The sequence below is a fragment of the Pradoshia sp. Z5_111 genome, assembly GCF_058267535.1.
In genome coordinates, this window is record NZ_JBZCPQ010000003.1 from 278,454 (window position 1) to 301,184 (window position 22,731).

Here is a 22,731-nt window from a genome sequence, read left to right on the forward strand (position 1 = left end):
ACCCCACCCATTGATTGTATATTCTGTAATATCTATCTATTATAGTATGTATATTTATAAAATCAAATGTATTTTTATTTATTTTCAGAAAAATGGTCATCTGCCTAATTTATATAGTTCAAAATATATATCTTCATCATCATTAAACTATGTCAAAGGTAGTATTATGACCTTGATTACTTTTCCAGAAATTTTTCAAACAACCATCCCTTAATAATCAGTCCTACATTTTATACTCAACAAATGCTGTTATTCACTGCCAGCCAGGTTGACCTAATTATTTATTTATTCGTCGCTTTAAAAGCTATTCATTTAACAAAAAATAATAGCTCCATTTTGAAAAAATGATTCAAGATGGAGTTTCTTTTATACACAGTGTTATATAAAGATGGTTTTTTACTTACTATATCTTTATTGCCCTTTACTCAAGACATTGAAGTATCTTTTGGCACCACACCATAAAGACAAACTAAAAACCACCCCGTTTGCAAAATAAAGGGTGGTTTATCATAGTACTTTAAAATTTTTATGAAACATTAAGGATTTGGCGTTTTCTCAATATTAACCTTATTGTTCTTTTTAACTTCATCATCATCTTCTATTATATCTTTTGTAGCATTTTTAAACTCTTTTAATGTTTTCCCAAATGCCCTTCCTATTTCAGGAAGCTTTGATGGTCCAAAAATCATTAATGCGAGAACTAATATAAGAATAAGCCCAGGTACTCCAATATTTGAAAACATATTATTCTCTCCCATCTCAATCTATCTCTACTAAACATTAGCATGTTCCCATAGCTATCCTACCATTCTCTTCACCGAAAAACAATTATTGGAATTTCCTTATCATTAGTTTGACAGGTTTAATTTTCCCCTAAGGGCATGACATAATTACTAATTTTTGTAATAAATTATGTCTATACGTAATAGACTGTCTTTATTTTTGCTAATATTAAAGAAATAAAGATGAGAGAGGGGATTAGCTTGATCAGTGGAACAATCGAATCAATACGTGTTGGAAAACCTACATCTCTACCCTATAAGAGTAAAATTGTACAATCTGCTATCTATAAAGATGAAGTCCACTACCCCATACAAGTTGCAAAGACCAACCTAGAAGGTGATGAACAAAGTGACCTTAATCATCACGGAGGTCCTGATAAAGCAATATGTGTATACCCCTCAGAGCATTACCCATACTGGTCAGAAAAAATCGGACAATTATTTAAAGCGGGAGATTTTGGAGAAAATTTAACTTTATTGGGATTAACGGAGGATAAGGTTAGGATTGGCGACATTCTTAAGGCAGATGGCTGCCTATTTCAAGTTACCCAACCACGGGAACCCTGTTATAAAATTGCCGCTCGGCATAATATAGACCAATTACCTTTCTGGATTAGAGCAAGTGGCTATTCGGGTTATTATTTACGAGTTTTGGAGGAGGGTATCCTTACTAAAGGTTCTGTCATTGAAATTATCGATCGAGCCCCACAGAACATTACGATTGCATATGCCAATCAAATTATGCATCATGACTCCAGCAATAGAGAGGCCATCCAAAGTATCCTTTCCGTCGATGCTTTATCAGAAAGCTGGAAAGAGAAATTTAATAGGATATTGGCTTTGGCTAAATAATACACATCTTTTTTGGAGACTGGCCGTCACATTCATATACCCAGTCTCTAATGCCTATCCAATAATATAAAACCTTTCAATCTTTTTGCGTAAATTGACCGTCTCTGCTGTTCGATTATCTGAATAACAGTCAAACTGCGATTCCAAATAAAAATGGTTCTTTCCTGTATTTCTTCATTTCGTAGATAAACTACATATATGAGTTCACTCCCCAAAATGATATGGCGCTACTAACTACTATTTATTTAATTGAAGTTTCCTTTCTAAACGAATCATGTCCCGGCACAGCATACCATTTTCATAGATTGGCTCAGGATAATTCCTACTAAAATAATCATGTTCGATACCCATAATTCTAAAGCCAACCTTTTGATAGAGTGCAAGTTGATAGATACTTGAATTTCCAGTACCTATCTCTGCGATGCGATACCCTTTGGCAGCTGAAAAGGAGCAAGCATATTCAATCAGTGCTTTCGCATATCCTCTGCCCCGCCATTTTTCATCTACGGATAGATTCATAATTTCTACTCGTTCCGTTGTTTTTGGAGTTACAATAATAATCCCTGCTATATCATTATCAATAGGAAGTTCAAAGGTATAGCCTGTATCGCTATATTTTTCGATTTGCCGTCTAGAAGGATCTGCCTCCATTAACAACTGCCAATGTTTTTCGGTAAGTTCCGTACATATGCGAATATTCCCTATCACTCTTCTCTATCCCTTCTTCTATCCTTCTCTTCTGTACATGGTTTTAGGATTCATAAATACCTATATTAACTGTAAACCATCTATCTATAATCTTCCTATATGATTGATCAATTCACCTAATCATTTTCTCTAATATGAAAAAAAGACGATTCAGCCCAGTATAGCTGATCGCCTTTTTATAGGAATTAAATGCTTTCCTCCTCATCATGATAAGCAATCAGAATAATATCTTGGCCTAATTGCTCGCTGAGTTTTTCTTGGAACTCATTTAATTGCCTTACCTGTTCTTCATTTAATTGGGCTAGGTCATATTCACGCATGTTTCTTATGCCTCCTATCAAGAATAATAGCGGAAGAGATTCTCACTCTTTCACTTTTATCCTTCCCATAAACCCTAATTCATGTCATGATTCTTTACATACAAGCTGCTGCTTAAACGATTCGACCGCTTGAAGTGGATGATCACTTAAAGCAATCGCAGAAACAACAGCCACTCCATCAGCACCAGCTTCTATTATTGATTTCATATGATCTGGAGTTATCCCACCTATCCTTACAATCGGCAGCTCTGGATAAAGCTCCGCCACTTCCTTTAAAAATAGCTTGGATATTAAAAAAGATATTCTTTTCCATAAAAAAGAGAGCCTTAAACTCAGCTCCCAAAATATATTCAATCTTTATTATTGTACTCCCAAGGCAATTTTCGCATAACGGGACATACGATCCTTTGTCCATGCCGGTGTCCAAACAATGTCTACCTCAACGTTTTTCACTTCAGGCAGTTCCTTTAATGCATAACGTACTTGATCGACAATGGTACCTGCCAAAGGACAGCCCATCGCGGTTAATGTCATCGTTACTGTCACATCGCCTTCGTCAGTCATATCGACATTATAGACTAGGCCTAGGTTTACTATATCAATTCCCAATTCAGGGTCCAAAACTTCTTCCAATGCACTCATAAGACTATCTTTCATATCTTGATCCATGGTAAATTCTCCTTCCTTAACATTCTTGTTTCAATCCTACCAAATTTCACTTAATCTGACCAATCTAAATCCTTATACAAGATTCTCTTCTATCCAGTTTACGGCCTGGAGCAACCCACTTCTGGTAACAGCGTGACCGGCCGTCTTATCAGATATGTAAGTAATCATGCCAGATTCTACTTTTTCCTGGTGGTTTTCTACAAATGCACGACCACCTGCAATCGGTACAATAGGATCCTTTTCCCCATGCCAGAAGAAAAGGGGACGATTGTTTAATTTTTCAGGCTGCAAGGATAAATCAAGTTCTTCAAGAGTACTGAATACTTTCAATTTTTCTTCCTCCGTAAAACCTAAATCAATCCCCTGTTTTTCAAATTCCTCCACTTGATACTGCGCAAACTCTTTATATGCCGGGTTTCCCATCAGACTGACTCCCACACGAATCCAATCATATTGAGTTAGGGCTCCTAGTGTCGTGATTGCACCCATAGATGTACCGCCCAGACCTATACAATCATAAATCGCTAATCCATGCTCTGTGATATATTTTTTTATCATATGCAATTCTTTTATAGAGGAAATAACAATTTTCCAAAATGAACTCGATAAATCCTTCTTCATTTCCCGTTCTTCTCGTTCACCGTGCAAGTATGCTTCAGGCAAAAATACTCTAAATCCCTTTTCCGCCAGAAGATACGCATAGTGCAGATTATGCTCTTTTGCACTGGTAAAACCGTGAAGAAAAATAAATCCGGGGAGAGGTACATTATTCATATCCTGCTTACCTACGATAAGCATCGGAATATGTTCAACATATACTTTCTCTACTTGTATCATTATTATTCCCCTTCTCTATATATTTTTTTACAAACCAAACGATACCATTAAACGGCTATACTTGTTATGATATATAAAATAGGAATCTAAATGGAATTAATTCAACTTATAATTCTAGAATAAATTTAATTTAGAAGGAGAGCCATATGTCAGATAAACACTTAATTGTACTTGATTTAGATGGAACGTTATTGAAAGATGATAAAACCATTTCTCCACGCACCAAAAAAGTATTGCAAACATTACAAAATAATGGTCATGAAGTGATGATTGCTACTGGAAGACCATACCGATCAAGTGAACCTTATTATCGTGAAATGCAATTTAAAACCCCGATTGTGAATTTTAATGGAGCTTTTATTCACCATCCCCTCCATACAGGCTGGGGCATGCATCATTCGCCGCTAGATATAAAAGTGGCAAAAGACATTGTGGAAGCTATGGACGATTACCGTTTCCACAATATTATTGCCGAGGTAAAGGATGATGTGTATTTCCATTACCATGATGAAAAATTAATTGATATTTTGCATCACGGCAGCACGAATATAACTACAGGTGATCTACGCCAATTTCTACAGGCTTCCCCTACTTCGATGCTTATTCATTCCGATGAAAATGATGTCGCCGGAATAAGGAAACATCTTTCAGATGTCCACGCTGAAGTCATTGATCACAGACGCTGGGCAGATCCATGGCATGTCATCGAAATTGTTAGAAATGGAATGAGCAAAGCGGTTGGTGTTGATTTGGTATCAAAAGATTTAGGAATTTCCAGAAAAAATATTATCGCATTTGGCGATGAAGATAATGATCTAGAAATGCTTGATTATGTGGGAACCGGCGTAGCCATGGGAAATGGTATTGAACAGCTGAAAAATGTTGCTAATCACATCACATTATCAAATGAGGAAGATGGAATTGCAGTCTTCCTTGAAGAGAAATTTAATATAAAATCTGCGTGACTAACATAATCTCCGGCTGGTTATGATAGATATGACTCTTTCTTTCGAGTCACACCTTGAATGCGGGAGGTACTTCCATGGGAAAAAGAAATAAATCAAAGCGCTTTGTTCAACAAGGTAAGACGGCTGTGTCTAAACATAGTGAGCGATTCCCATATCGCTTAACAATGGCTGAGGCTGAAGAGAATCGTGATTCTTCTACCTGTGGAGGACTGTAAATGCGCAATGAATTATTTAGCCGGGCTCAAAAAGCTGTGGAATTGGCACAGATAAAAAGCTCTAATCAACAGGAACTAATCACTAAAGCACGCAATGAGCTTTCTTCTGCATTTGCGAATTCAACACTGGCTGAGCAGGCTCAATTGCATACCATGCAGGATATACTGGATTCCCTTGAAAAGCATTCAAACTAATGAAGAAGAGCACAAGACTAAGATCTTGTGCTCTTCTTTTAATCTTTCCGGAAAGAACCGATAACCCCGGTAGATTGAACGATATTTGTAAATGCATGTGGGTCTACTTCCTGAATAACACTCTGCAGGTCATATAGCTCATAACGGCTTATCACGATCATTAGCATATTTTTATCTTCGCCCGTAAAGGCTCCAACAGCAGGAATCATCGTTATTCCGCGTACCAGCTTGGAATGTATCGCCTGCTTCAATTCATCTGCATGTCTTGTTACAATCATAGCCGTAACTTTTATATGCCTTGTGTGAATAGCATCAATTACTCTCGTAGAAACATATAATGAAATTAATGTATAAAGTGCCTGTTCTTCTGAATACATAAGCCCCGCAATGGCTACAATAGCTCCATTCAGCATTAAAAAGTAAATGCCGATTGGCTTATCATTGATTCTGGAAAGAATCATTGCCACAATATCCATACCACCAGTGGAAGCACCGAATCGAAGTGTGATTCCCACACCGGCCGCTCCAATTACACCGCCGAAAACAGCATTCAGGATAATATCATCTGAATAGGATTGTACAGGTAATATTTCTAAGAATAATGACATTAATACAACAGCTAAAAAGCTGTACACTGTGAAAGACCTTCCAACCTTAAACCAAGCAAGAATAGCAATCGGAATATTAAGAGCAAGTAATAAAATCCCTGTAGATAAATTAATATTCGTAAACATGTCCAATGCTGCTGATATAATTTGGGCTGTCCCCGTGAACCCACTCGCAAACACGTTTGCAGGTATCAAGAAATAATTCATTGCGATCGCATTTAATAAAGCTCCAACCACAACAGCCAGTATTTTTTTTGTTTCATTCCAAACCAAATTTAGCTCCTCCTTAAGTTGACAACTGAAAATAAATTCCCCATGATAGATAGATATGTGAACAATTTTTGTTTTCTATAAAAGATAATAGACTTATAATTAAACTAAGTAAATTTTAAAAAAGTAGGTGTCTATATGAGTGTACAAATATTGGCTGATAGTGCAAGCGATTTGCCATTAGAATACTTCCAGGATAATAACATCATTCTTTTTCCATTAAAAGTACATCTTGATGACAATGAATATGATGATCAAGTTACAATCAAACCAAAAGTAGTCTACGATGCCATGCGCGAAGGAAAAGCACCAAAAACATCACAGGTGTCTCCACAAAGTTTTTACGAAAAATTCGAAGAGCTGGCAAAAAATAAACAACCCGGACTTTATGTCGCATTTTCTTCCGAATTAAGCGGTACCTATCAAACAGCTGTCATGATGAGAGACGAAGTTAAAGCTGAGTACCCAGATCTTCAATTAGAAATTGTCGACAGTAAATGCGCGTCTTTAGGCTATGGCTTAGTCGTCATGGAAGCCGTACGCAAAGCCGCTAAAGGAGCCAGTCTCGAAGAACTGAAAGAAACAGCACAGTTTTCAGCCTCCCATATGGAACATTTATTTACGGTAGACAATTTGGAATACCTGGCTCGTGGTGGCCGAATTTCCAAAACATCTGCTTTTTTCGGCGGGTTATTGAATATCAAGCCGCTGCTAAATGTTGAAGATGGCAAACTGGTTCCACTGGATAAATTCCGCGGCCGCAAAAAACTGATGCAAGCCGTCATCGATGTCATGAAAGAACGAGGAGACCAATTAGATAAACAAATAATTGGAATCAGTCATGGCGATGATATCGAAAAAGCTATGGAATTCAAGCAATTAATTGAAGAAAATTTCCAACCAAAATCCGTATATATTTCATCTGTCGGTGCAACTGTTGGCGCTCATGCCGGTCCAGGTACCATTGCAATATTTTTCTTAAATAAACTATCCTGAAATACATTCTGATGTATACATATTTTCCCCCACTTGCAGCATACTAGACACATTCCTAGTAAATAATTAGCAAGGGGGCTAACACACATGGCTTATCATACTTCAGATAACGATAAAAAAGCCAGAGATAACCAAGCTAAACATGAAATTAAAAATATTCAGGAAGAGAAAAACCGAAAAGCCGGAAAAAAATCTTTTTCAAAAAAGACTGATCACTTATAAGTAAAATCTCCATTTCAACATATTAACTGTGTATAAAGAGGATTTCAATAAAAAATCCTCTTTTTCACTTGTAATTGAACTTATATAGTGCTTTTTTTATAATAAAAATAAAACGGAGGGATCCTATGGCTAAAGAAAGCTCATTTGACGTGGTTTCAAAAATTGATTTATCAGAGGTAACAAATGCTGTAACGATGGCAATGAAGGAAGTAAAAACACGTTATGATTTTAAAGGTAGCAAAAGTGATATTAAGCTGGAAAATGAGGAACTCGTGCTTGTTTCTGACGATGATTACAAAATGGGGCAATTAAAGGATGTTTTAATGAGCAAGCTCATTAAACGGGGCGTTCCCGTTAAGAACCTTGATTACGGAAAAATGGAAGGCGCTTCAGGCGGCACAGTTCGCCAACGTGCTAAATTGGTTCAAGGTATAGACAAAGACAACGCAAAGAAAATTAATTTAATTGTTAAAAATGTCGGTAACAAAGTAAAATCCCAAATACAGGACGATCAAATCCGTGTGACCGGAAAAAGCAAGGATGATCTTCAGCAAGTTATTGCAGCCATTCGGGAAGCAGATCTTTCTATTGAAGTTCAATTTATCAACTTCCGCTAGTAGTTACATAGATTTATTCATTATCGATAAGGGGCAGCCCATAAAAGTCCAACTTTAACGACTTTTGGGACAGCCCCTTATTTTAGTTTTTAAAACCTTAAATGCTTCCCTTACCTTTCTTGCAAACTGTAAAGGTGGTTCAACTGATTCAAAGTGCATATACATTGCCCTAGGTTCTTCGAATAACCAGTGATTATGAATTGCAGTAACAATAATATCCCGTTTTCGTCTTCCGTTAATAATGGATTAATTTCTTCTTGCAGCAAAACAGTCTCACCTAAGTTTAATGTATTCCCTCTTCTATCTAAATTCTCGAAGGAAAAAATTTGAGGATTAACCAATGGAGAAATTGTTTTACTATTTAAAATCTCAAAGTCAATATCTCGAAACCTCTGAACCAGGCAAACTCCATTTTCATCTAGACTACTATCACCATCAAGTATCCTTGAAAATTCGCGGCATAGTTCTTTTTTATTGTCCCAACCCATCCTTATTCTCCTTTAACAAAGCAATTTTATTAGAGATACTCCCCTTTTTTACACTATGATTTTCTTCTAAGCATTGTGTGGACAAGCATACATAGATATAGCTTTTTTAAAATTAACCAATGAGTGACACCTGTTCATTGATGGTATATTTCTCATCTTCCATGTTTCTTTTTCCATAAATGAGGAATAACAATAGGGAAACATTAATTGGAAAGGATGTTGTGAAATGAATGAAGATATAAAAATCGGTAAAGATGGATTTCCAGCCCAAGAACAGGATACTCAACCTGGTGTAACAAACGAAATGCATCCTGAACCAAAAGAAGTCGATGAAAATTATAAAGGCAGCGGTAAATTAAAAGGAAAAGTAGCGATTATCACAGGCGGAGACAGTGGGATTGGCCGATCTGTTGCTCACTATTATGCTAAAGAAGGCGCCAACGTCGCGATTGTGTATTTAAATGAACACGAGGATGCGAACAAAGCAAAAGATTTAGTGGAAAACGAAGGTGTACAATGCATGCTGTTAGCTGGAGATATCGGGGACAGTGCTTTTTGCCGCGAAGTCGCTGAAAAAGTTAAAAGTGAATTCGGCAAAATTGATATCTTAGTCAATAACGCAGCTGAACAGCATCCTCAGGAGAGCCTGTTGGATATCAGTGACGAGCAATTAGAAAAAACATTTAGAACCAATATCTTTTCACAATTCTATTTAACAAAAGCTGTTCTTCCTCACTTATCTAAAGGAAGTTCCATTATTAATACAACTTCTGTAACAGCCTATCAAGGTAACGCACAATTGATTGATTATTCTTCAACGAAAGGTGCCATTGTATCCTTTACACGTGCGCTTTCCAATAGTATCGCCAGCAAAGGAATCCGTGTGAACGCAGTAGCACCGGGTCCAATTTGGACACCATTAATTCCCGCTACATTCGAGGCTGATAAAGTAGCTGAATTTGGTAAAAACGTTCCGCTTGGACGTGCTGGACAACCATCCGAATTAGCCCCAACTTACGTTTATTTGGCAAGTGATGATTCCAGCTATGTCAGTGGACAGGTTCTTCATGTAAATGGCGGCTCTGTTGTGAATGGGTAATTAGCGATTCTAGGTCATATACAAAAAGACAGGGTAACACTCTCATTTGATAGTGTTACCCTTTTTCATATTCTTTCTATATAGCTTATAACCCTCACTTAACGCTAATTATATAATCTTATCCAGCGCCCATCATGACGAAAAATGTTTTGTTTCACCAAACAGTGGAAAAGTATACACATAGATGAAAAATATAGGAGGTATTCAGTTGTGAGTGAAAGATTTAATAATGCGCCAGGACAAGAGCAAGAAGTACAACCAGGATTGCAGTATAAAATGGATCCTGAACCTATTACCGTTACTTCTTCCTATAAAGGCAGTGGGAAATTAAAAGATAAAGTGGCTATTATTACAGGCGGTGACAGCGGAATTGGCCGATCTGTTGCAGTCTACTTTGCCAAAGAAGGTGCCGATGTAGCTATTCTTTATGTAGATAGAGAGCAAGAAGATGCCGAAAAAACAAAAGAGCTTGTAGAGGCGGAAGGCCGAAAATGCCTGTTAATCACAGGCGATGTTGGATACGAGGATGTTTGTATAAATGCTGTAGAAAAGACAGTGGAAACATTCGGTAAACTCGATATTCTTGTCAACAACGCTGCAGAACAGCATGTTCAAAAAGAATTTACTGACATAACTTCAGAACAATTGGAACGCACATTCCGAACCAATATATTCGGATATTTTTATATGGCAAAAGCGGCCATGAAACATCTTCCGAAGGGCGGAAAAATCATCAATTCTTCCAGTGTAACAGCCTATCAGGGTAATCCATTGTTAATTGATTACTCATCTACAAAGGGAGCGATCGTATCCTTTACCCGCGCGCTTTCCAATAGTGTTGCACCTAAAGGAATCTATGTAAATGCCGTTGCACCGGGCCCTATTTGGACACCGTTAATTCCCGCATCCTTCTCTGCTGAGCAAATTGAAGAAAGCTGGGGTCAAAACACACCGCTTGGCCGTATTGGGCAGCCTGATGAATTGGCTCCTACTTATGTGTACCTGGCAAGTGATGACTCGTCCTATGTATCCGGACAGACCTTACATGTAAATGGCGGCAGTGTCGTAAATGGATAAAGAATAGAAAACGGTGAAGACACTTTAGAGTATCTTCACCGTTTCTTTATAAATGTACCTCATTTTTTGCAACAGATGACCGAATAATGAATTGATGCGGAATAATCATACGCATCGTTGGTCCCTGGGGGTTCTTTATTTTGGAAATCAGTAATTTGACTGCCTGATACCCCAATGTCTCAATATTGATATCCACAGAGGAAAGAGCCGGCTTTGACAATTGCGAAATTAAGACATTATTAAAGCTTACTACTGAGATATCTTCTGGAACACTAATATCCATTTCATCAAGCATGTTCAGTACCCCAAGTGCCATAAAATCATCAGCAACTATTAATGCTGAAGGAGGTTTATCAAGATTCATTAATTGCTTGACTGCTTCTTTACCACCTTCAAGCATGAAATCTTCATGAATCGCATATTCTTTTAAAATAGGTATTCCAGCATCCTTCAGTGCTTCCTCGTACCCTCTCATCCGTTCAATCGTGACGACCAGATGAGCACTCCCTCCAATAAAGGCAATATCCTTATGCCCGTTCGCAAGTAAATAATCGGCTACATCCTTGCCAGCCTGAAAATTATCGTTATCCACATACGTAATACTGCTGTCATGCATAGGTGGTTTTCCAATGACAACAAAAGGGAAATTTATTTTATATAGATAGTTCAATACGGTATCGTCAACTTTGGAGTAGAGCAGAATTACTCCGTCCACTCTGCCGCCATGTACCATTTTTTCAACTTCATTAAATATTCCCTCATCTGATATCCCTGTAGTAATATGTAAGCCATACAAGTCTTCATGGGCAGCCTGGCTCAAACCCTTCATAACCGTAGAGAAAAATGGATTTAAAAAAGATCCATCTCCAGACTTGGGCATAACGATTCCTAAAACCTCACTTGACTTGTTTGCCAAGCTTCTCGCTATAAAATTTGGATGATAGCCGAGTTCTTCCATTGCTTCTCTAACTTTTCTTTTTGTCTTCTCGCTTATTCTTGGATTGTTGGCAATTACTCTGGAAACTGTCGAAGGTGCCACATTTGCCAATTTCGCTACGTCTTTTATCGTTATCGCCATACGATTGTTCCCCATTTCCTATTCAGCGATCTATTTGAAGAGATAGACTCTTGATTCATATGGTGATAAATAGATATTACCCTGTTCGTCTGTTTCTTCACTATGATTATTATAATTACTAAGGATTAGCTCCCCTGTCAACCCATTGAAAGCCGGTAGAGTAATAACTTCACTATCTTCACTGAAATTACAGATTACTAAAGCGGTTTGTTCATCTGTAAATCTGGAGTACATGTACACATTAGGATCATCCTCTAGGTAAAGCTTATATTCACCATAAACAAGACAATCATACTGCTTGCGCAAGCGAATCATTTTTTTATAAAAGGAAAGAATCGAATTGGAATCCTGACGCTGATGCTTGACATTAATATCCTGGTAATTTGGATTCACCTTCATCCAAGGGATTCCTAATGTAAAACCACCGTTTAACGAATCATCCCATTGCATTGGCGTTCTGGAATTATCACGTCCGTTTTTCCATATTACTTTCATAATATCAAGATGGTCTCTTCCTTTAGCGGTTTCTAACTGATAATAATTCTTCATACTAATATCATCGTAATCATTAATAGAAGGAAAAGCTACATTTGTCATGCCAATTTCCTGCCCTTGATAAATAAAAGGGGTACCCTGCATGAAGAAATACATAGTTCCTAGCATCTTAGCACTTTCTTGCCAATACTCCTGATGATTTCCTAGCACTGATACAATACGAGGTTTATCATGATTTTCTATGAATAACGCATTCCAGCCTTTACCATGTAATACAGTTTGCCATTTTGACAGGATTCTTTTTAATGATACAAGGTCGAGATCAACTTCAGTTTCTTTTTCCCATAAGCTCAAATGCTCGAATTGAAACACCATATCAAATGCACCTTTTTGTTCTTCTACCCACGGGTCTGCATCTTCGGCGCTTACCCCACTTGCTTCTCCCACCGTCATAACGTCATAGTTTGAGAATGTTTTCATCTTTAATTCTTGAAGGAAATCATGAATCCCATCCTGGTCCGTATACATCTTGAACCCTTTTATCCCGTTATCATCTAATCCTGCCGAATTTGGAAAACCAGCCTTCTTTTTTATATGGCTAATAGCGTCAATACGGAATCCGTCAATCCCTTTATCTAACCACCAATTGACCATATTATACACGGCCTCTCTCATATCCTTGTTCTCCCAATTCAAATCAGGCTGTTTTGTTGCAAATACATGCAAATAATATTGCCCACTTTCCACATCATATTCCCATGCACTGCCCGAGAAAATGCTCTCCCAATCATTCGGTGGGCCACTAGGGCTTCCATCACTCCATATGTACCAATCTCTTTTAGGTGAATCTACTGATGTTTTGGATTCTAAAAACCACGGGTGCTCATCACTTGTATGGTTAACGACCAGATCCATGATAAGCTTCATACCCCGTTTATGAACTTCCGCGAGTAATTCGTCAAAATCGTCCATCGTTCCAAATTCGTTCATGATTGCTTGGTAATCACTGATATCATAGCCATTATCCGCATTGGGGGATTGATAAATAGGGCAAATCCAGATAACATCTATCCCCAGTTCGGTTAAATAATCAAGTTTATTAATTACCCCTCGTAAATCTCCAATCCCATCTCCATTGGAATCTTTAAAACTCTTTGGATATATTTGATAACAAACTGCTTCCTTCCACCATTTCCTATTCAAGCACCTTCAACCTCACTTATGCTAGTCTATGATTATTATTTAAAAAATGGAGGAAAAAGCATCCCTCCATTTTCGTTCAATTATGATTGTTTTGCCGTCTTCCTTTTCTTCGTGCCAAATAAAGGAATCCAAAGAACAAGATATTAACTAAAGCAATTACAGCAATGAATACATAATTTACGCCGCTTTTTTCTGCTGCCAAATAGACTTCTGATGTTTCGCGGTCCAAAGTAATTGAATAGGTATCATTGCTTTTTCTCACCATATCTGCGTTAAGCCTGCCACGTAATTCTTCACTTGCTGGAAGATTAGCCGCATCAAGTTGAATGGTTTTTGTTTTCGAGCTATTATTAATTGCAATAATCATGATTTGGTCTTTATACTCTCTTTTATAGACGACCATTCCATCCTGCTCGCTCAAAAGTTCAAGAGTTCCTTTCCTTAAAGCAGGATACTCTTTACGCAGCGCAGCTATTTTACCTATATATTCAATTAAATCCTTATCTGTTCTGAAATCCATCATGCGGCGATTATCTGGTACCTCATTACCATTCATGGCTATCTCGGATCCGTAATAAACCATTGGGATACCAGGCATTGTATACATATGGGTTATCAGTAATTCCCATCTCGTTCCAGGGAATTGATTATGATCTTGCATTGATTTAGTGAATCTTGGTGTATCTTCTGTATCAACCATAATTCCTAACTGATGTGGTTGACTCATCGATTGCATTCGCTCATTCCAAATAGAGAATAATGAATCCATCTTCTGATCCGGTTTAGCAAATACCTCTCTCAACGCTTCCATTTGTTGTTTATCTAGTACACCATCAATACCTGATTCCTTAAGGTCAACCAAATCAGATTTATTTTCTATAGTACCATTACCAAGTAGAAAGAAATCATTTTTAACCGATTTCATTTCTTTACTGAAATTACTCCAAAAATCAACAGAAACATACTCCAAATCATTCAAACGATAGCCGTCAATATTGGTTTCTGTAATCCACCACTTCGCAGCATCCAACAAGTAAGCAGATACCTCAGGATTTTCCTGTGCCAAATCTGGCAATCCATCTATCCATCCAGCCTGTGTGTCTTCCTGGTTACTTGCAGAGGTCACATCTTTTCTTTCATGAAACCAATCTTCTTTTGCCGGATCCTTAAGCCATGGATGATTAGGTCCGACATGATTCGCATTAAAGTCAACGATTACTTTCATATTACGTTTATGAGCTTCTTGCACTAACTGTTTAAATTCCTTTAATGTTCCATAATTCTCATTGATCTTTCTATAATCCAGAGCCCAATCGCCATGATAGCCTGATTCTGTGTTTTCAACGATTGAATTTAATGCAATAGTGGTAAAGCCCATTTCCTGCAAATAATCTAGCTTTTGCATAATACCGGCAAAATCACCGCCCTGGTATGTATTATGATTATCCAGGTCCACACTATAATCATTTTTCGTATTCCCATTATAAAATCTGTCCACCATGATGAAGTAGATGGACTCATCCTGCCAATCTCTTTCCTCTCTTTCATCCGCAGATACCGGAATTGTCGAAAATAAGATAAACGGCGCCAGCAGAATGGCCATTACTTTTTTTAACATACTAATTTCCCCCTTATTTCTCCCATCAAAATAACCTTATCCCTTTGTACCGCCAGCCGTCAATCCGGAAACAAAGTATTTTTGGAAGAATAGGAAAAGAGTAGCAATTGGAATGGCAATTAAAACCGAACCTGCTGCAAACTTAGTGAATTCTGCTCCAAATTTCTTACCAACCAGTTCATATAAACCAACTGCAATCGTATACTGATCACTTGAGCTAATTAATATTTTCGCTAAAATAAAATCTCCGAAAGGAGCAACAAAAGCGAATAATGCTACAACCGCTATGATTGGTTTTGCCAAAGGCAGGACGATTTGGAAGAAGATACGTAAATGACCGGCTCCATCCATCTTCGCACTTTCATCGAGTTCACGTGGAATGGTATCAAGATACCCCTTCATCAACCACGTATTCATCGGAATTTGTCCACCCACATACAGTAAAATTAAGCCGATATGTGTATCCAGCAATCCTGTCCGAACGGCCAATACATAAATGGCAATCAAGGCTGCAAAGTTCGGGATCATTTGTAAAATCAAAAAGGTCATTAATCCATTTTTTCTTCCAACAAACCGATATCGTGAAAACGCATAGGCTGTAAAAGAAACCGTAATAACCGTTAAAGTCATGGTCATAATACTAATTTTAAGAGAGTTAAAGTACCAAATCAGATAATCACTGTTTTTCATATCAAATAGCTCTTTATAATGGTCTAGCGTTGGATTTTTGGGAAACATCGTTGAACCGGACAAACTGTTCCCCGGATTAAAGGATGAGCCTATAATCCAAAGAATTGGATAGATGACAATGGCAAACATGATGGCTATGACTATATAAGATAAGGTTAAGCGGATTATTTTATTCTTCTTTGAACTCTTCATTACATCATATCCTCCTCTTGGAAAGACTTAGTCCGTTTAAATTGCCACAATGCTACAGACATGACAATTAGTGAAAGAATCATCGTAACTGCGGCAGCTTTTCCATATTGAGCCGATGTCATCGTCAATCTATAAATCCACGAAATTAATATATCCGTACCCCACGCATTTTGACCCGGTATGGCAGGGCCTCCGTTATTAAATAAAAAGATTAAATTAAAGTTATTAAAATTAAACGTATACTGTGTGATTAGTATAGGCGCAGTGGCAAACAAAACGAGCGGTAAAGTAATTTTTCTGAATTTCTGCATCAAGCTAGCCCCATCTATCGTGGCCGCTTCATATAAATCCTCCGGTATAGATTGAAGGACTCCTGTTGTCATGGCAAAAATAAATGGAAAGCCCAGCCAGCCCTGTATAAGGATTAAAGCAAGTCTTGTCCAATTTGCTTCCGTCATCCAATCCACTGGAGGTAAACCAAGAGCCGGAAGAATGGTCGTATTGATAATACCAAATGATTCATTGAACATACCTGAAAATACAAGAATGGATACAAAGGCAGGAACGGCCCAAGGTAAAATCAGGACGGTTCTAATGATGGCCTTGCCCTTTAAATCTTTCTGATTAACCAATACTGCCAGAAAGACTCCGAGTGCAATTTGTAAAGTCGTTGCTGTAAATGTCCATACAATAGTCCAGCCAAACACTTTAAAGAATGTGGTTCTCCATATTTCTATTTTAAAAATATCTATAAAGTTTTGAAATCCAATCCAATCGACCAGATTTGCAGGTGGGGAATGATACAAATCATAGTTTGTGAATGCCAAAAGGAAAGAGAAGATAATCGGAAATATGACAACAAAAATTAATAACAAAAACCCCGGTGAAACAATTAGATACGGGAATCCATTATCAATTAAATTTTGATATTGCTCACGTATAGAATTTAATGCAATCTCTTGGTCTCTCTTTTTTCCATTGTTATAAGCATCGTAAATATTAAATGCGTAAATACCTAAACCAATGATCGTTACAATTAACGTTAGAATGCCGTCTATCAATAAAATAATAGAATGATCAAGCTTCGGAATTTCACCTAAAGTGACCAATCCCCAAAATCCAATATTCAACATATCTGCAAAGGCAATAAAAAAAGAGGCTGTTAAAATAAGAAAGATAATTCCTTTTATGTATTGTTTATTAAAAAACTGTCCAAACCCTGGAATAATCGAAAATAAAGCAGCCTTTTTAGCATAGTTGGTTTTTGTTTGAGCAGGAATTATATCCATCGTGGGTTTTCCCCTTTCTTCGAAAAAGAATTGGCTATATTCAGTGAAAGCCCAGAAACAAACTTCCTAAAGAGAAGATGAACAACGAGAAAGTCTCTTCCTGAGTTTTCACGAAATGCAATATAACCAATACCGTGTTATAAAAGGATAGGCCATATCCAAAGTAATTGGATACCGCCTAACCCTTACCTAGCATTATTTTTTATGGTTGGTATCGATATTTGTTTTAATTGTCTTCGCTGCTTCATCCATTGCAGATTTAGCATCTGCTTTACCAGTTGCGATTGTCTCTAAAGCCGCTGCCATCGGGGACCAAACTTCTCCCATTTCAGGTATATTAGGCATTGGAATCGCATATTGGGATTGCTCTGCTACTGCTTTAGAAAATTCATTGTCAGCAATAATTGGATCTTCAATCAATTTTTTAACCGGAGGAATCTCCTGTGTTTTTTCATAACGAACTTTCGCGCTATCATAATTAGTTAAGTGTTCAACCAATTTAGTAGCCCAATCTGTATTTTTAGAGTAAGCTGACACGTGCCATCCTTTAACACCCATGAAAGTTTTCATGTGTTCTCCATTTGGAAGTGTCGGCAATGCAGTTGCTCCAATATCTATACCTGCATCTTTATATCCTTGGAAAGCCCAAGGTCCATTTTGTACGGAAGCCAGTTTTCCTTCATTAAATAAACCATCCTGTGCTGAACCGCCGCTTTCTCCAATAATCCCTTTAGGGAACAGGCCTTCTTTATACCATTTAGCAATAAATTCAGCGCCTTCAATTGCACCTTCATTATTTAGTCCTAAATCATCACGGTTTAGAGATCCATCTTTTTCTCCAAACACATAACCACCCATACCGCCAATTACAGCATATGCATGATAAAAATCATCCCATTTAGCTGTAAATCCATATGTTTTGCCTTTTGTGTTCTCTTTTGCAAATGTATATAATTCATCCATTGTTGCAGGCGGTTTTTCCATAAGTTTCTTGTTATAAATAAAGACTGGTGTTTCAGTAGCTTTTGGCAAGCCATATAATTTACCATCATAGGTTTGTGCCTGAACAGAAGATTCTGTAAAAGTATCGATTACACTTTGGTCTACTTTTAGTTCTGCTAATACACCTTCAATAGCTAATTGACCAATTTGATCATGCGGCAATGTGATAACATCCGGACCTTTTCCAGCTGGTCCATCCAATCTGATTTGTTCACGAATCTTATCTGCCATACCCATTTCTTTATATTCAACTTTAATTCCATGCTCTTTTTCAAACGCTTTTATAGCCGGTTCTAAGCCAGGTCCTTTATCTGTATCTTCCCAAATGACTAGTTTTTCAGGTTTATCCGTATTCGTATCTTCCTTACTGCCTGTTTCTTTCTCTCTGTCTGGTCCACAAGCAGCCAGTACGCCAATTACGAGCATGAGCACCATTAACATGGAGTATGCTTTTTTCATGGGTCAACCCCTCCTCTTATAATATCGCTAAGTAAACAAACGTTTGCACATAAGAATGCACTTGATGTTCAAATATAATAATTTTTGTATTAATTTTCTAATGAAAACGATTGCAGACCCAACACCTTTATTATACTTATTTATCAAAATTTAACAATAATAAAATTGTGAATTATTTTTGAAGTTATTTTCCATCGTTTTATGGGTAAAAACACATTGTTATTATCTGAAATTTTCGAGATTGAAAATTTATCATTAACTGATATAGTTAATGAATAGAAGGCGCAAGCGTTTGCATTAATATTCACTTGTATATTGAGAGGAGAAAGGTTACATGGAAAAAGCATCTGTTATTCACTTTGCAAGAGATCAATTTATGTATAGTTCATCATTAAACTCCATTACGATTATGATCATGAGTAAAAAAGATGATATTGAAAAGATGGAGTTACTATATGGTGATCCCTATGATTTTCAGGGCAGTGAATGGATTTACAAAGCAAAAAATATGGACTATACCGGCAGTGATGAACTGTATGATTATTGGCGTTCTACCATTGATCTTCCCCACCGCCGAGCTCGCTATACTTTCCGTTTAACAGATAAGAATGCTAAAACAGCCTATTATTCTGAAAAAGGTTTTTACGAGGAACTTCCTAAAGTCGGCCTTCTCTTTGCTTTACCATATCTTCATCATACAGAAGTATTCAGCGCACCAGAGTGGGTTAAAGATACTGTTTGGTACCAAATCTTCCCCGAACGATTTGCAAACGGGGATGCAAAATTAAATCCTAAAGGTACTTTGCCATGGGGAAGTGCCGCACCGACACCAACCAATTTCTTTGGCGGTGACTTGGCAGGGGTCATCGATCATTTAGATTATCTCAAGGATTTAGGCATTACTGGAATTTATTTCACCCCTGTATTTCATGCTTATTCCAACCATAAATATGACACCATTGATTATATGGAGCTTGACCCGCAATTTGGAACGAAGGAAACATTAAAACGACTCGTTGAAGAAAGCCACAAGCGTGGTATAAGGGTCATGCTTGATGCGGTATTTAATCATAGCGGCTATCATTTCAAGCCATTCCAAGATGTATTAGAAAAAGGAGAGGATTCCAAGTATAAGGATTGGTTCCATACGCGCAGCCTTCCAATGGTTGAAAATCTCAACTATGATGCCTTTGGTTTTGTAGAAACAATGCCAAAATTAAATACAAAGAATCCAGAAGTAAAAGAATACTTGCTAAATGTGGCTAAGTATTGGATCCGTGAATGCAATATTGATGGCTGGAGACTAGATGTAGCCAATGAAGTAGATTTTGATTTCTGGCGTGATTTCCGTAAAGCAGTCAGATCTGAAAAAGAGGATGCATACATACTCGGCGAAATTTGGCATGATTCCATGCCGTGGCTGCGTGGAGACCAATTTGATGCTGTAATGAACTATCCATTCTTAACTGCAATCTTGGAAATTTTCGCCAAAAACACCATCACACCTACACAGTTTGCTGAAAAAATGACGAAGGTTTATCATATGTATCCACATATTGTGAATATGGCGGCCTTCAATTTAATCGGAAGCCATGACACACCTAGGATTTTAACAGAATGTGAAGGTAATCTTGATAAAATCAAACAAATTTTCACGATATTACTTACCTTTACGGGAACGCCATGCATTTATTATGGCGATGAAATTGGACTAGATGGTGAAGATGATCCGGGCTGCCGTAAATGTATGCCTTGGGAGGACAAAAATCAAGACCTCGAGCTTCGTAAGCATGTGCAATCCTTAATTAACTTACGTAAAGATCATAAGGTCCTCGCCAATGAAGGTGATCTTCTCTTTGTAGCTCATGATCCTGATGTAGTTATGTATAAAAGAGAAAGCTCTGACTCTCTTGCCTATGTGTGCATTAATCTTGGCAAACAATCAAAGTCTATTTCTTTGAAAGAATGGAAGAGTGCTAAGCCACTTTACATGGATTCTAAAAGTCAATGGAATGATAAAGGTCAGATTACACTTTCTGAAGACGGATATACGATTCTTTCTGTTTCTAAATAAAGTATCTATAAAGCCGCCTGTTTTTGGGCGGCTTTTTTCAACAAAATGCTTTCCATTCTTCAGCAATTATCTCTATGAACCTACCATAGTACAAATAATCCACTTAAAGACTATTTGTATTGTATTGTATCTTTTTCCTCATCATAATATCCGTTTCTATATATCCTAATTTTTCATATAAATTTCGTGCTGACTTATTGTGACCAAAGACGTGAAGGCCTATATAGGTAAGACCCTGATTTTGGGCGAAGATTTCAATTTCTTTCATTGCCTCTTTTCCATAACCAAGTCCTTGATTACCCTTCCAGATATTAATGTCATAAATATACCCTGCCTCAGCTGAAAGCTGAGCAAGCCAAATCATCCCCACTTCTCTCTCTTCATCTCGAATAGAGAATAGATGCTGATTAGCGGTTTCTTTTCCATCAGGTAATAGCCTTTTAAATTCAGCTTCTGCCTGATCAATTGCTTCTGCCTCCTTCCAATTGCCAGCCTTTACGTGTTCATTTGCATAGTTTTTAATTGCATACCTTAGATAATTTTGAAACTCATCTGATTTCATTTCTTCCAATCTAACCATTGCCTTCCTCCTATAAAATGTAACTTCTTTATTGTTTACCCACCAAACACACATGTAAATATTTACTGTATTACCAATAAAATTACAAGATACGTATAATAGTTGCTCATATCGCTTGTTAAAGAAGATTACAAATTTTTTTCTTTTGGGCAATTTCTGTCGTAAATGCTATTTTTATATGTATAATAAATAGAGGATTTTTATAGGAGGATATAAAACAAATGAATATAGCTTTAATTATCTTATTTAGCACAGCTGTCGTTTTACTTCTTATTGCATTTATGAAAATGAAGAAGCAAACGAAAGAGGAAAAAAAGCAGTTAGAAAGTTATTATGCAGTCATGCTCGATGAAACGAACAAACTGCAGGAGCAAATTAATAAACTAGAATTAAATGCAGAAGTTACTGCTCAGGAAGCTGGTATCATGACTCATCACTCTGATGAACGCCAAGCTATGGTGAAAATGCTAGACTTATATAAGCGCGGCTATTCCACTAAAAGTATTGCCTCTATGCACAAACTTACGGAGGAAGAAGTAGTAGAATTGCTTGCTCCATACGAAGGCCCTAGCCAAAGAAGGAGGAAAGTAGCCAATGACGCCTAAAGTTCTAAGTAGCTTTGCTGCCGGGATCATTGTGGCAGCAGGTGTGTGCGGCGCCGTATATTATTCCTCCTCTGAGGATGAAACGGTTACTCAAGCTGCAGAGTCTCCAAAAAATACTATTACTAAAGAAATGACAGAAAATGAAATGAAAGATGAGCTATCTTCTTTGGGATATGTTATAAAAACAGAGGAAGAATATTCTGCTGAACTGAAAGAAGCAGAGCAAACTGTAAAAGAAACCTCTGATCAGCAAGATCAAAAAGTTATCTACAAAACAGTAATAAATGTAGCTAGCGGAATGACCAGCATTGATGTTGCTCAAGCGTTGGTTAAAGGAAAAATCATTAAAGATGCTTCTAGCTTTACTAAAACGATTGAAAGCAGGAAGTTGGAAAACAAACTGAAACCTGGCGTATTTGAAGTTGATAGTACAATGTCCATGGATGAAGTCATTAACCATATATTCAAGTAATAAAGAACAGCCGGGAGCCTTTGAGACTGAATGAACTCTAAAGGTTTTCGG

26 protein-coding genes and 1 pseudogene are annotated in these 22,731 nt (G+C 37.3%); 12 read left to right on the forward strand and 15 right to left on the reverse strand.

Annotated elements, in window-relative coordinates; translation table 11 throughout:
- Nucleotides 1–536: 536 nt before the first annotated feature.
- Nucleotides 537–743, reverse strand: a complete 207-nt coding sequence (locus AC4D4A_RS08250) for a twin-arginine translocase TatA/TatE family subunit (protein WP_066101510.1) — start codon at nucleotides 741–743, stop codon at nucleotides 537–539.
- A 240-nt stretch (nucleotides 744–983) separates the two neighbouring features.
- On the opposite strand from AC4D4A_RS08250, the gene AC4D4A_RS08255 reads away from it, so the two are divergent.
- Nucleotides 984–1,634, forward strand: a complete 651-nt coding sequence (locus tag AC4D4A_RS08255) for an MOSC domain-containing protein (RefSeq protein WP_490995454.1) — start codon at nucleotides 984–986, stop codon at nucleotides 1,632–1,634.
- A gap of 237 nt (nucleotides 1,635–1,871) precedes the next feature.
- Here AC4D4A_RS08255 and AC4D4A_RS08260 read toward each other — a convergent pair whose 3' ends face one another.
- From AC4D4A_RS08260 to AC4D4A_RS08280, 5 genes are all read right to left on the reverse strand, one after another.
- Nucleotides 1,872–2,342 carry a GNAT family N-acetyltransferase gene (locus AC4D4A_RS08260; RefSeq protein WP_490995455.1) on the reverse strand — a complete coding sequence of 157 codons (471 nt, stop codon included), beginning with the start codon at nucleotides 2,340–2,342 and terminating at the stop codon, nucleotides 1,872–1,874.
- Nucleotides 2,343–2,527: 185 nt separating this feature from the next.
- Nucleotides 2,528–2,662: a hypothetical protein gene (locus AC4D4A_RS08265; protein ID WP_490995456.1), complete on the reverse strand. Its 135-nt coding sequence runs from the start codon at nucleotides 2,660–2,662 to the stop codon at nucleotides 2,528–2,530.
- A gap of 84 nt (nucleotides 2,663–2,746) precedes the next feature.
- Nucleotides 2,747–3,016 carry a thiamine phosphate synthase gene (locus AC4D4A_RS08270; protein ID WP_490995457.1) on the reverse strand — a complete coding sequence of 90 codons (270 nt, stop codon included), beginning with the start codon at nucleotides 3,014–3,016 and terminating at the stop codon, nucleotides 2,747–2,749.
- Between the two features lie 6 nt (nucleotides 3,017–3,022).
- Nucleotides 3,023–3,331 (reverse strand): metal-sulfur cluster assembly factor, encoded by a 309-nt coding sequence (locus tag AC4D4A_RS08275; protein WP_490995458.1) that lies wholly within the window; start codon nucleotides 3,329–3,331, stop codon nucleotides 3,023–3,025.
- Between the two features lie 72 nt (nucleotides 3,332–3,403).
- Nucleotides 3,404–4,168 (reverse strand): prolyl oligopeptidase family serine peptidase, encoded by a 765-nt coding sequence (locus AC4D4A_RS08280; protein WP_490995459.1) that lies wholly within the window; start codon nucleotides 4,166–4,168, stop codon nucleotides 3,404–3,406.
- Between the two features lie 146 nt (nucleotides 4,169–4,314).
- On the opposite strand from AC4D4A_RS08280, the gene AC4D4A_RS08285 reads away from it, so the two are divergent.
- The 3 genes from AC4D4A_RS08285 (at nucleotide 4,315) to AC4D4A_RS08295 (ending at nucleotide 5,546) form a co-directional block, all read left to right on the forward strand.
- Nucleotides 4,315–5,133, forward strand: a complete 819-nt coding sequence (locus AC4D4A_RS08285; RefSeq protein ID WP_490995460.1) for a Cof-type HAD-IIB family hydrolase — start codon at nucleotides 4,315–4,317, stop codon at nucleotides 5,131–5,133.
- Nucleotides 5,134–5,210: 77 nt separating this feature from the next.
- Nucleotides 5,211–5,351, forward strand: coding sequence for a competence protein (locus tag AC4D4A_RS08290; protein WP_490995461.1), 141 nt, complete (start codon nucleotides 5,211–5,213; stop codon nucleotides 5,349–5,351).
- Complete coding sequence (locus AC4D4A_RS08295) at nucleotides 5,352–5,546, forward strand: DUF3813 domain-containing protein (RefSeq protein WP_490995462.1); 195 nt, start codon at nucleotides 5,352–5,354, stop codon at nucleotides 5,544–5,546.
- 38 nt (nucleotides 5,547–5,584) lie between these two features.
- On the opposite strand, the gene AC4D4A_RS08300 is transcribed toward AC4D4A_RS08295, so the two are convergent.
- Nucleotides 5,585–6,427 carry a YitT family protein gene (locus AC4D4A_RS08300; RefSeq protein ID WP_066101567.1) on the reverse strand — a complete coding sequence of 281 codons (843 nt, stop codon included), beginning with the start codon at nucleotides 6,425–6,427 and terminating at the stop codon, nucleotides 5,585–5,587.
- Nucleotides 6,428–6,562: 135 nt separating this feature from the next.
- Here AC4D4A_RS08300 and AC4D4A_RS08305 point away from each other — a divergent pair, with 135 nt between their 5' ends.
- The 3 genes from AC4D4A_RS08305 to AC4D4A_RS08315 all read left to right on the forward strand — a co-directional run bounded on the left by AC4D4A_RS08305 (nucleotide 6,563) and on the right by AC4D4A_RS08315 (nucleotide 8,259).
- On the forward strand, nucleotides 6,563–7,420 hold the full coding sequence (locus AC4D4A_RS08305; protein WP_139891446.1) for a DegV family protein: 858 nt from the start codon (nucleotides 6,563–6,565) through the stop codon (nucleotides 7,418–7,420).
- A gap of 87 nt (nucleotides 7,421–7,507) precedes the next feature.
- Entirely contained in the window at nucleotides 7,508–7,642 is a 135-nt protein-coding gene (locus tag AC4D4A_RS08310; protein WP_490995463.1) for a DUF3941 domain-containing protein, read from the forward strand.
- A 125-nt stretch (nucleotides 7,643–7,767) separates the two neighbouring features.
- The gene (locus AC4D4A_RS08315) at nucleotides 7,768–8,259 is read left to right on the forward strand and encodes a YajQ family cyclic di-GMP-binding protein (RefSeq protein ID WP_490995464.1); all 492 of its coding nucleotides are present in this window, start codon (nucleotides 7,768–7,770) and stop codon (nucleotides 8,257–8,259) included.
- A gap of 54 nt (nucleotides 8,260–8,313) precedes the next feature.
- On the opposite strand, the pseudogene AC4D4A_RS08320 reads toward AC4D4A_RS08315, so the two are convergent.
- Nucleotides 8,314–8,747: pseudogene (locus AC4D4A_RS08320) on the reverse strand (DUF1259 domain-containing protein).
- 226 nt (nucleotides 8,748–8,973) lie between these two features.
- On the opposite strand from AC4D4A_RS08320, the gene AC4D4A_RS08325 reads away from it, so the two are divergent.
- Nucleotides 8,974–9,846, forward strand: a complete 873-nt coding sequence (locus AC4D4A_RS08325; protein ID WP_490995465.1) for an SDR family oxidoreductase — start codon at nucleotides 8,974–8,976, stop codon at nucleotides 9,844–9,846.
- 210 nt (nucleotides 9,847–10,056) lie between these two features.
- Nucleotides 10,057–10,923 (forward strand): SDR family oxidoreductase, encoded by an 867-nt coding sequence (locus tag AC4D4A_RS08330; protein WP_490995466.1) that lies wholly within the window; start codon nucleotides 10,057–10,059, stop codon nucleotides 10,921–10,923.
- Nucleotides 10,924–10,969: 46 nt separating this feature from the next.
- Here the strand turns inward: AC4D4A_RS08330 and AC4D4A_RS08335 are convergent, their stop codons facing one another.
- From AC4D4A_RS08335 to AC4D4A_RS08360, 6 genes are all read right to left on the reverse strand, one after another.
- The gene (locus tag AC4D4A_RS08335) at nucleotides 10,970–12,001 is read right to left on the reverse strand and encodes a LacI family DNA-binding transcriptional regulator (protein ID WP_490995467.1); all 1,032 of its coding nucleotides are present in this window, start codon (nucleotides 11,999–12,001) and stop codon (nucleotides 10,970–10,972) included.
- Nucleotides 12,002–12,031: 30 nt separating this feature from the next.
- Nucleotides 12,032–13,699, reverse strand: a complete 1,668-nt coding sequence (locus tag AC4D4A_RS08340) for a glycoside hydrolase family 13 protein (RefSeq protein WP_490995468.1) — start codon at nucleotides 13,697–13,699, stop codon at nucleotides 12,032–12,034.
- Nucleotides 13,700–13,775: 76 nt separating this feature from the next.
- Complete coding sequence (locus AC4D4A_RS08345) at nucleotides 13,776–15,317, reverse strand: alpha-amylase family glycosyl hydrolase (RefSeq protein ID WP_490995469.1); 1,542 nt, start codon at nucleotides 15,315–15,317, stop codon at nucleotides 13,776–13,778.
- 36 nt (nucleotides 15,318–15,353) lie between these two features.
- A complete protein-coding gene (locus tag AC4D4A_RS08350) occupies nucleotides 15,354–16,199 on the reverse strand; it encodes a sugar ABC transporter permease (RefSeq protein WP_490995470.1) in 846 nt (281 codons plus the stop codon).
- Nucleotides 16,199–17,488, reverse strand: a complete 1,290-nt coding sequence (locus AC4D4A_RS08355) for a carbohydrate ABC transporter permease (RefSeq protein ID WP_490995471.1) — start codon at nucleotides 17,486–17,488, stop codon at nucleotides 16,199–16,201. Before AC4D4A_RS08355 ends, AC4D4A_RS08350 begins: the two co-directional genes overlap by 1 nt.
- 195 nt (nucleotides 17,489–17,683) lie before the next feature.
- The gene (locus AC4D4A_RS08360) at nucleotides 17,684–18,949 is read right to left on the reverse strand and encodes an extracellular solute-binding protein (RefSeq protein WP_490995472.1); all 1,266 of its coding nucleotides are present in this window, start codon (nucleotides 18,947–18,949) and stop codon (nucleotides 17,684–17,686) included.
- Nucleotides 18,950–19,283: 334 nt separating this feature from the next.
- Here AC4D4A_RS08360 and AC4D4A_RS08365 point away from each other — a divergent pair, with 334 nt between their 5' ends.
- Entirely contained in the window at nucleotides 19,284–21,023 is a 1,740-nt protein-coding gene (locus AC4D4A_RS08365) for a glycoside hydrolase family 13 protein (RefSeq protein ID WP_490995473.1), read from the forward strand.
- Between the two features lie 103 nt (nucleotides 21,024–21,126).
- On the opposite strand, the gene AC4D4A_RS08370 is transcribed toward AC4D4A_RS08365, so the two are convergent.
- The gene (locus AC4D4A_RS08370) at nucleotides 21,127–21,603 is read right to left on the reverse strand and encodes a GNAT family N-acetyltransferase (RefSeq protein WP_490995474.1); all 477 of its coding nucleotides are present in this window, start codon (nucleotides 21,601–21,603) and stop codon (nucleotides 21,127–21,129) included.
- Nucleotides 21,604–21,824: 221 nt separating this feature from the next.
- Here AC4D4A_RS08370 and AC4D4A_RS08375 point away from each other — a divergent pair, with 221 nt between their 5' ends.
- Both AC4D4A_RS08375 and AC4D4A_RS08380 read left to right on the forward strand, forming a co-directional pair.
- The gene (locus AC4D4A_RS08375; protein WP_490995475.1) at nucleotides 21,825–22,208 is read left to right on the forward strand and encodes a hypothetical protein; all 384 of its coding nucleotides are present in this window, start codon (nucleotides 21,825–21,827) and stop codon (nucleotides 22,206–22,208) included.
- Nucleotides 22,198–22,680, forward strand: a complete 483-nt coding sequence (locus tag AC4D4A_RS08380) for an aminodeoxychorismate lyase (protein WP_490995476.1) — start codon at nucleotides 22,198–22,200, stop codon at nucleotides 22,678–22,680. The genes AC4D4A_RS08375 and AC4D4A_RS08380 overlap by 11 nt, the downstream gene beginning before the upstream one ends.
- The last annotated feature ends 51 nt before the right edge of the window (nucleotides 22,681–22,731 follow it).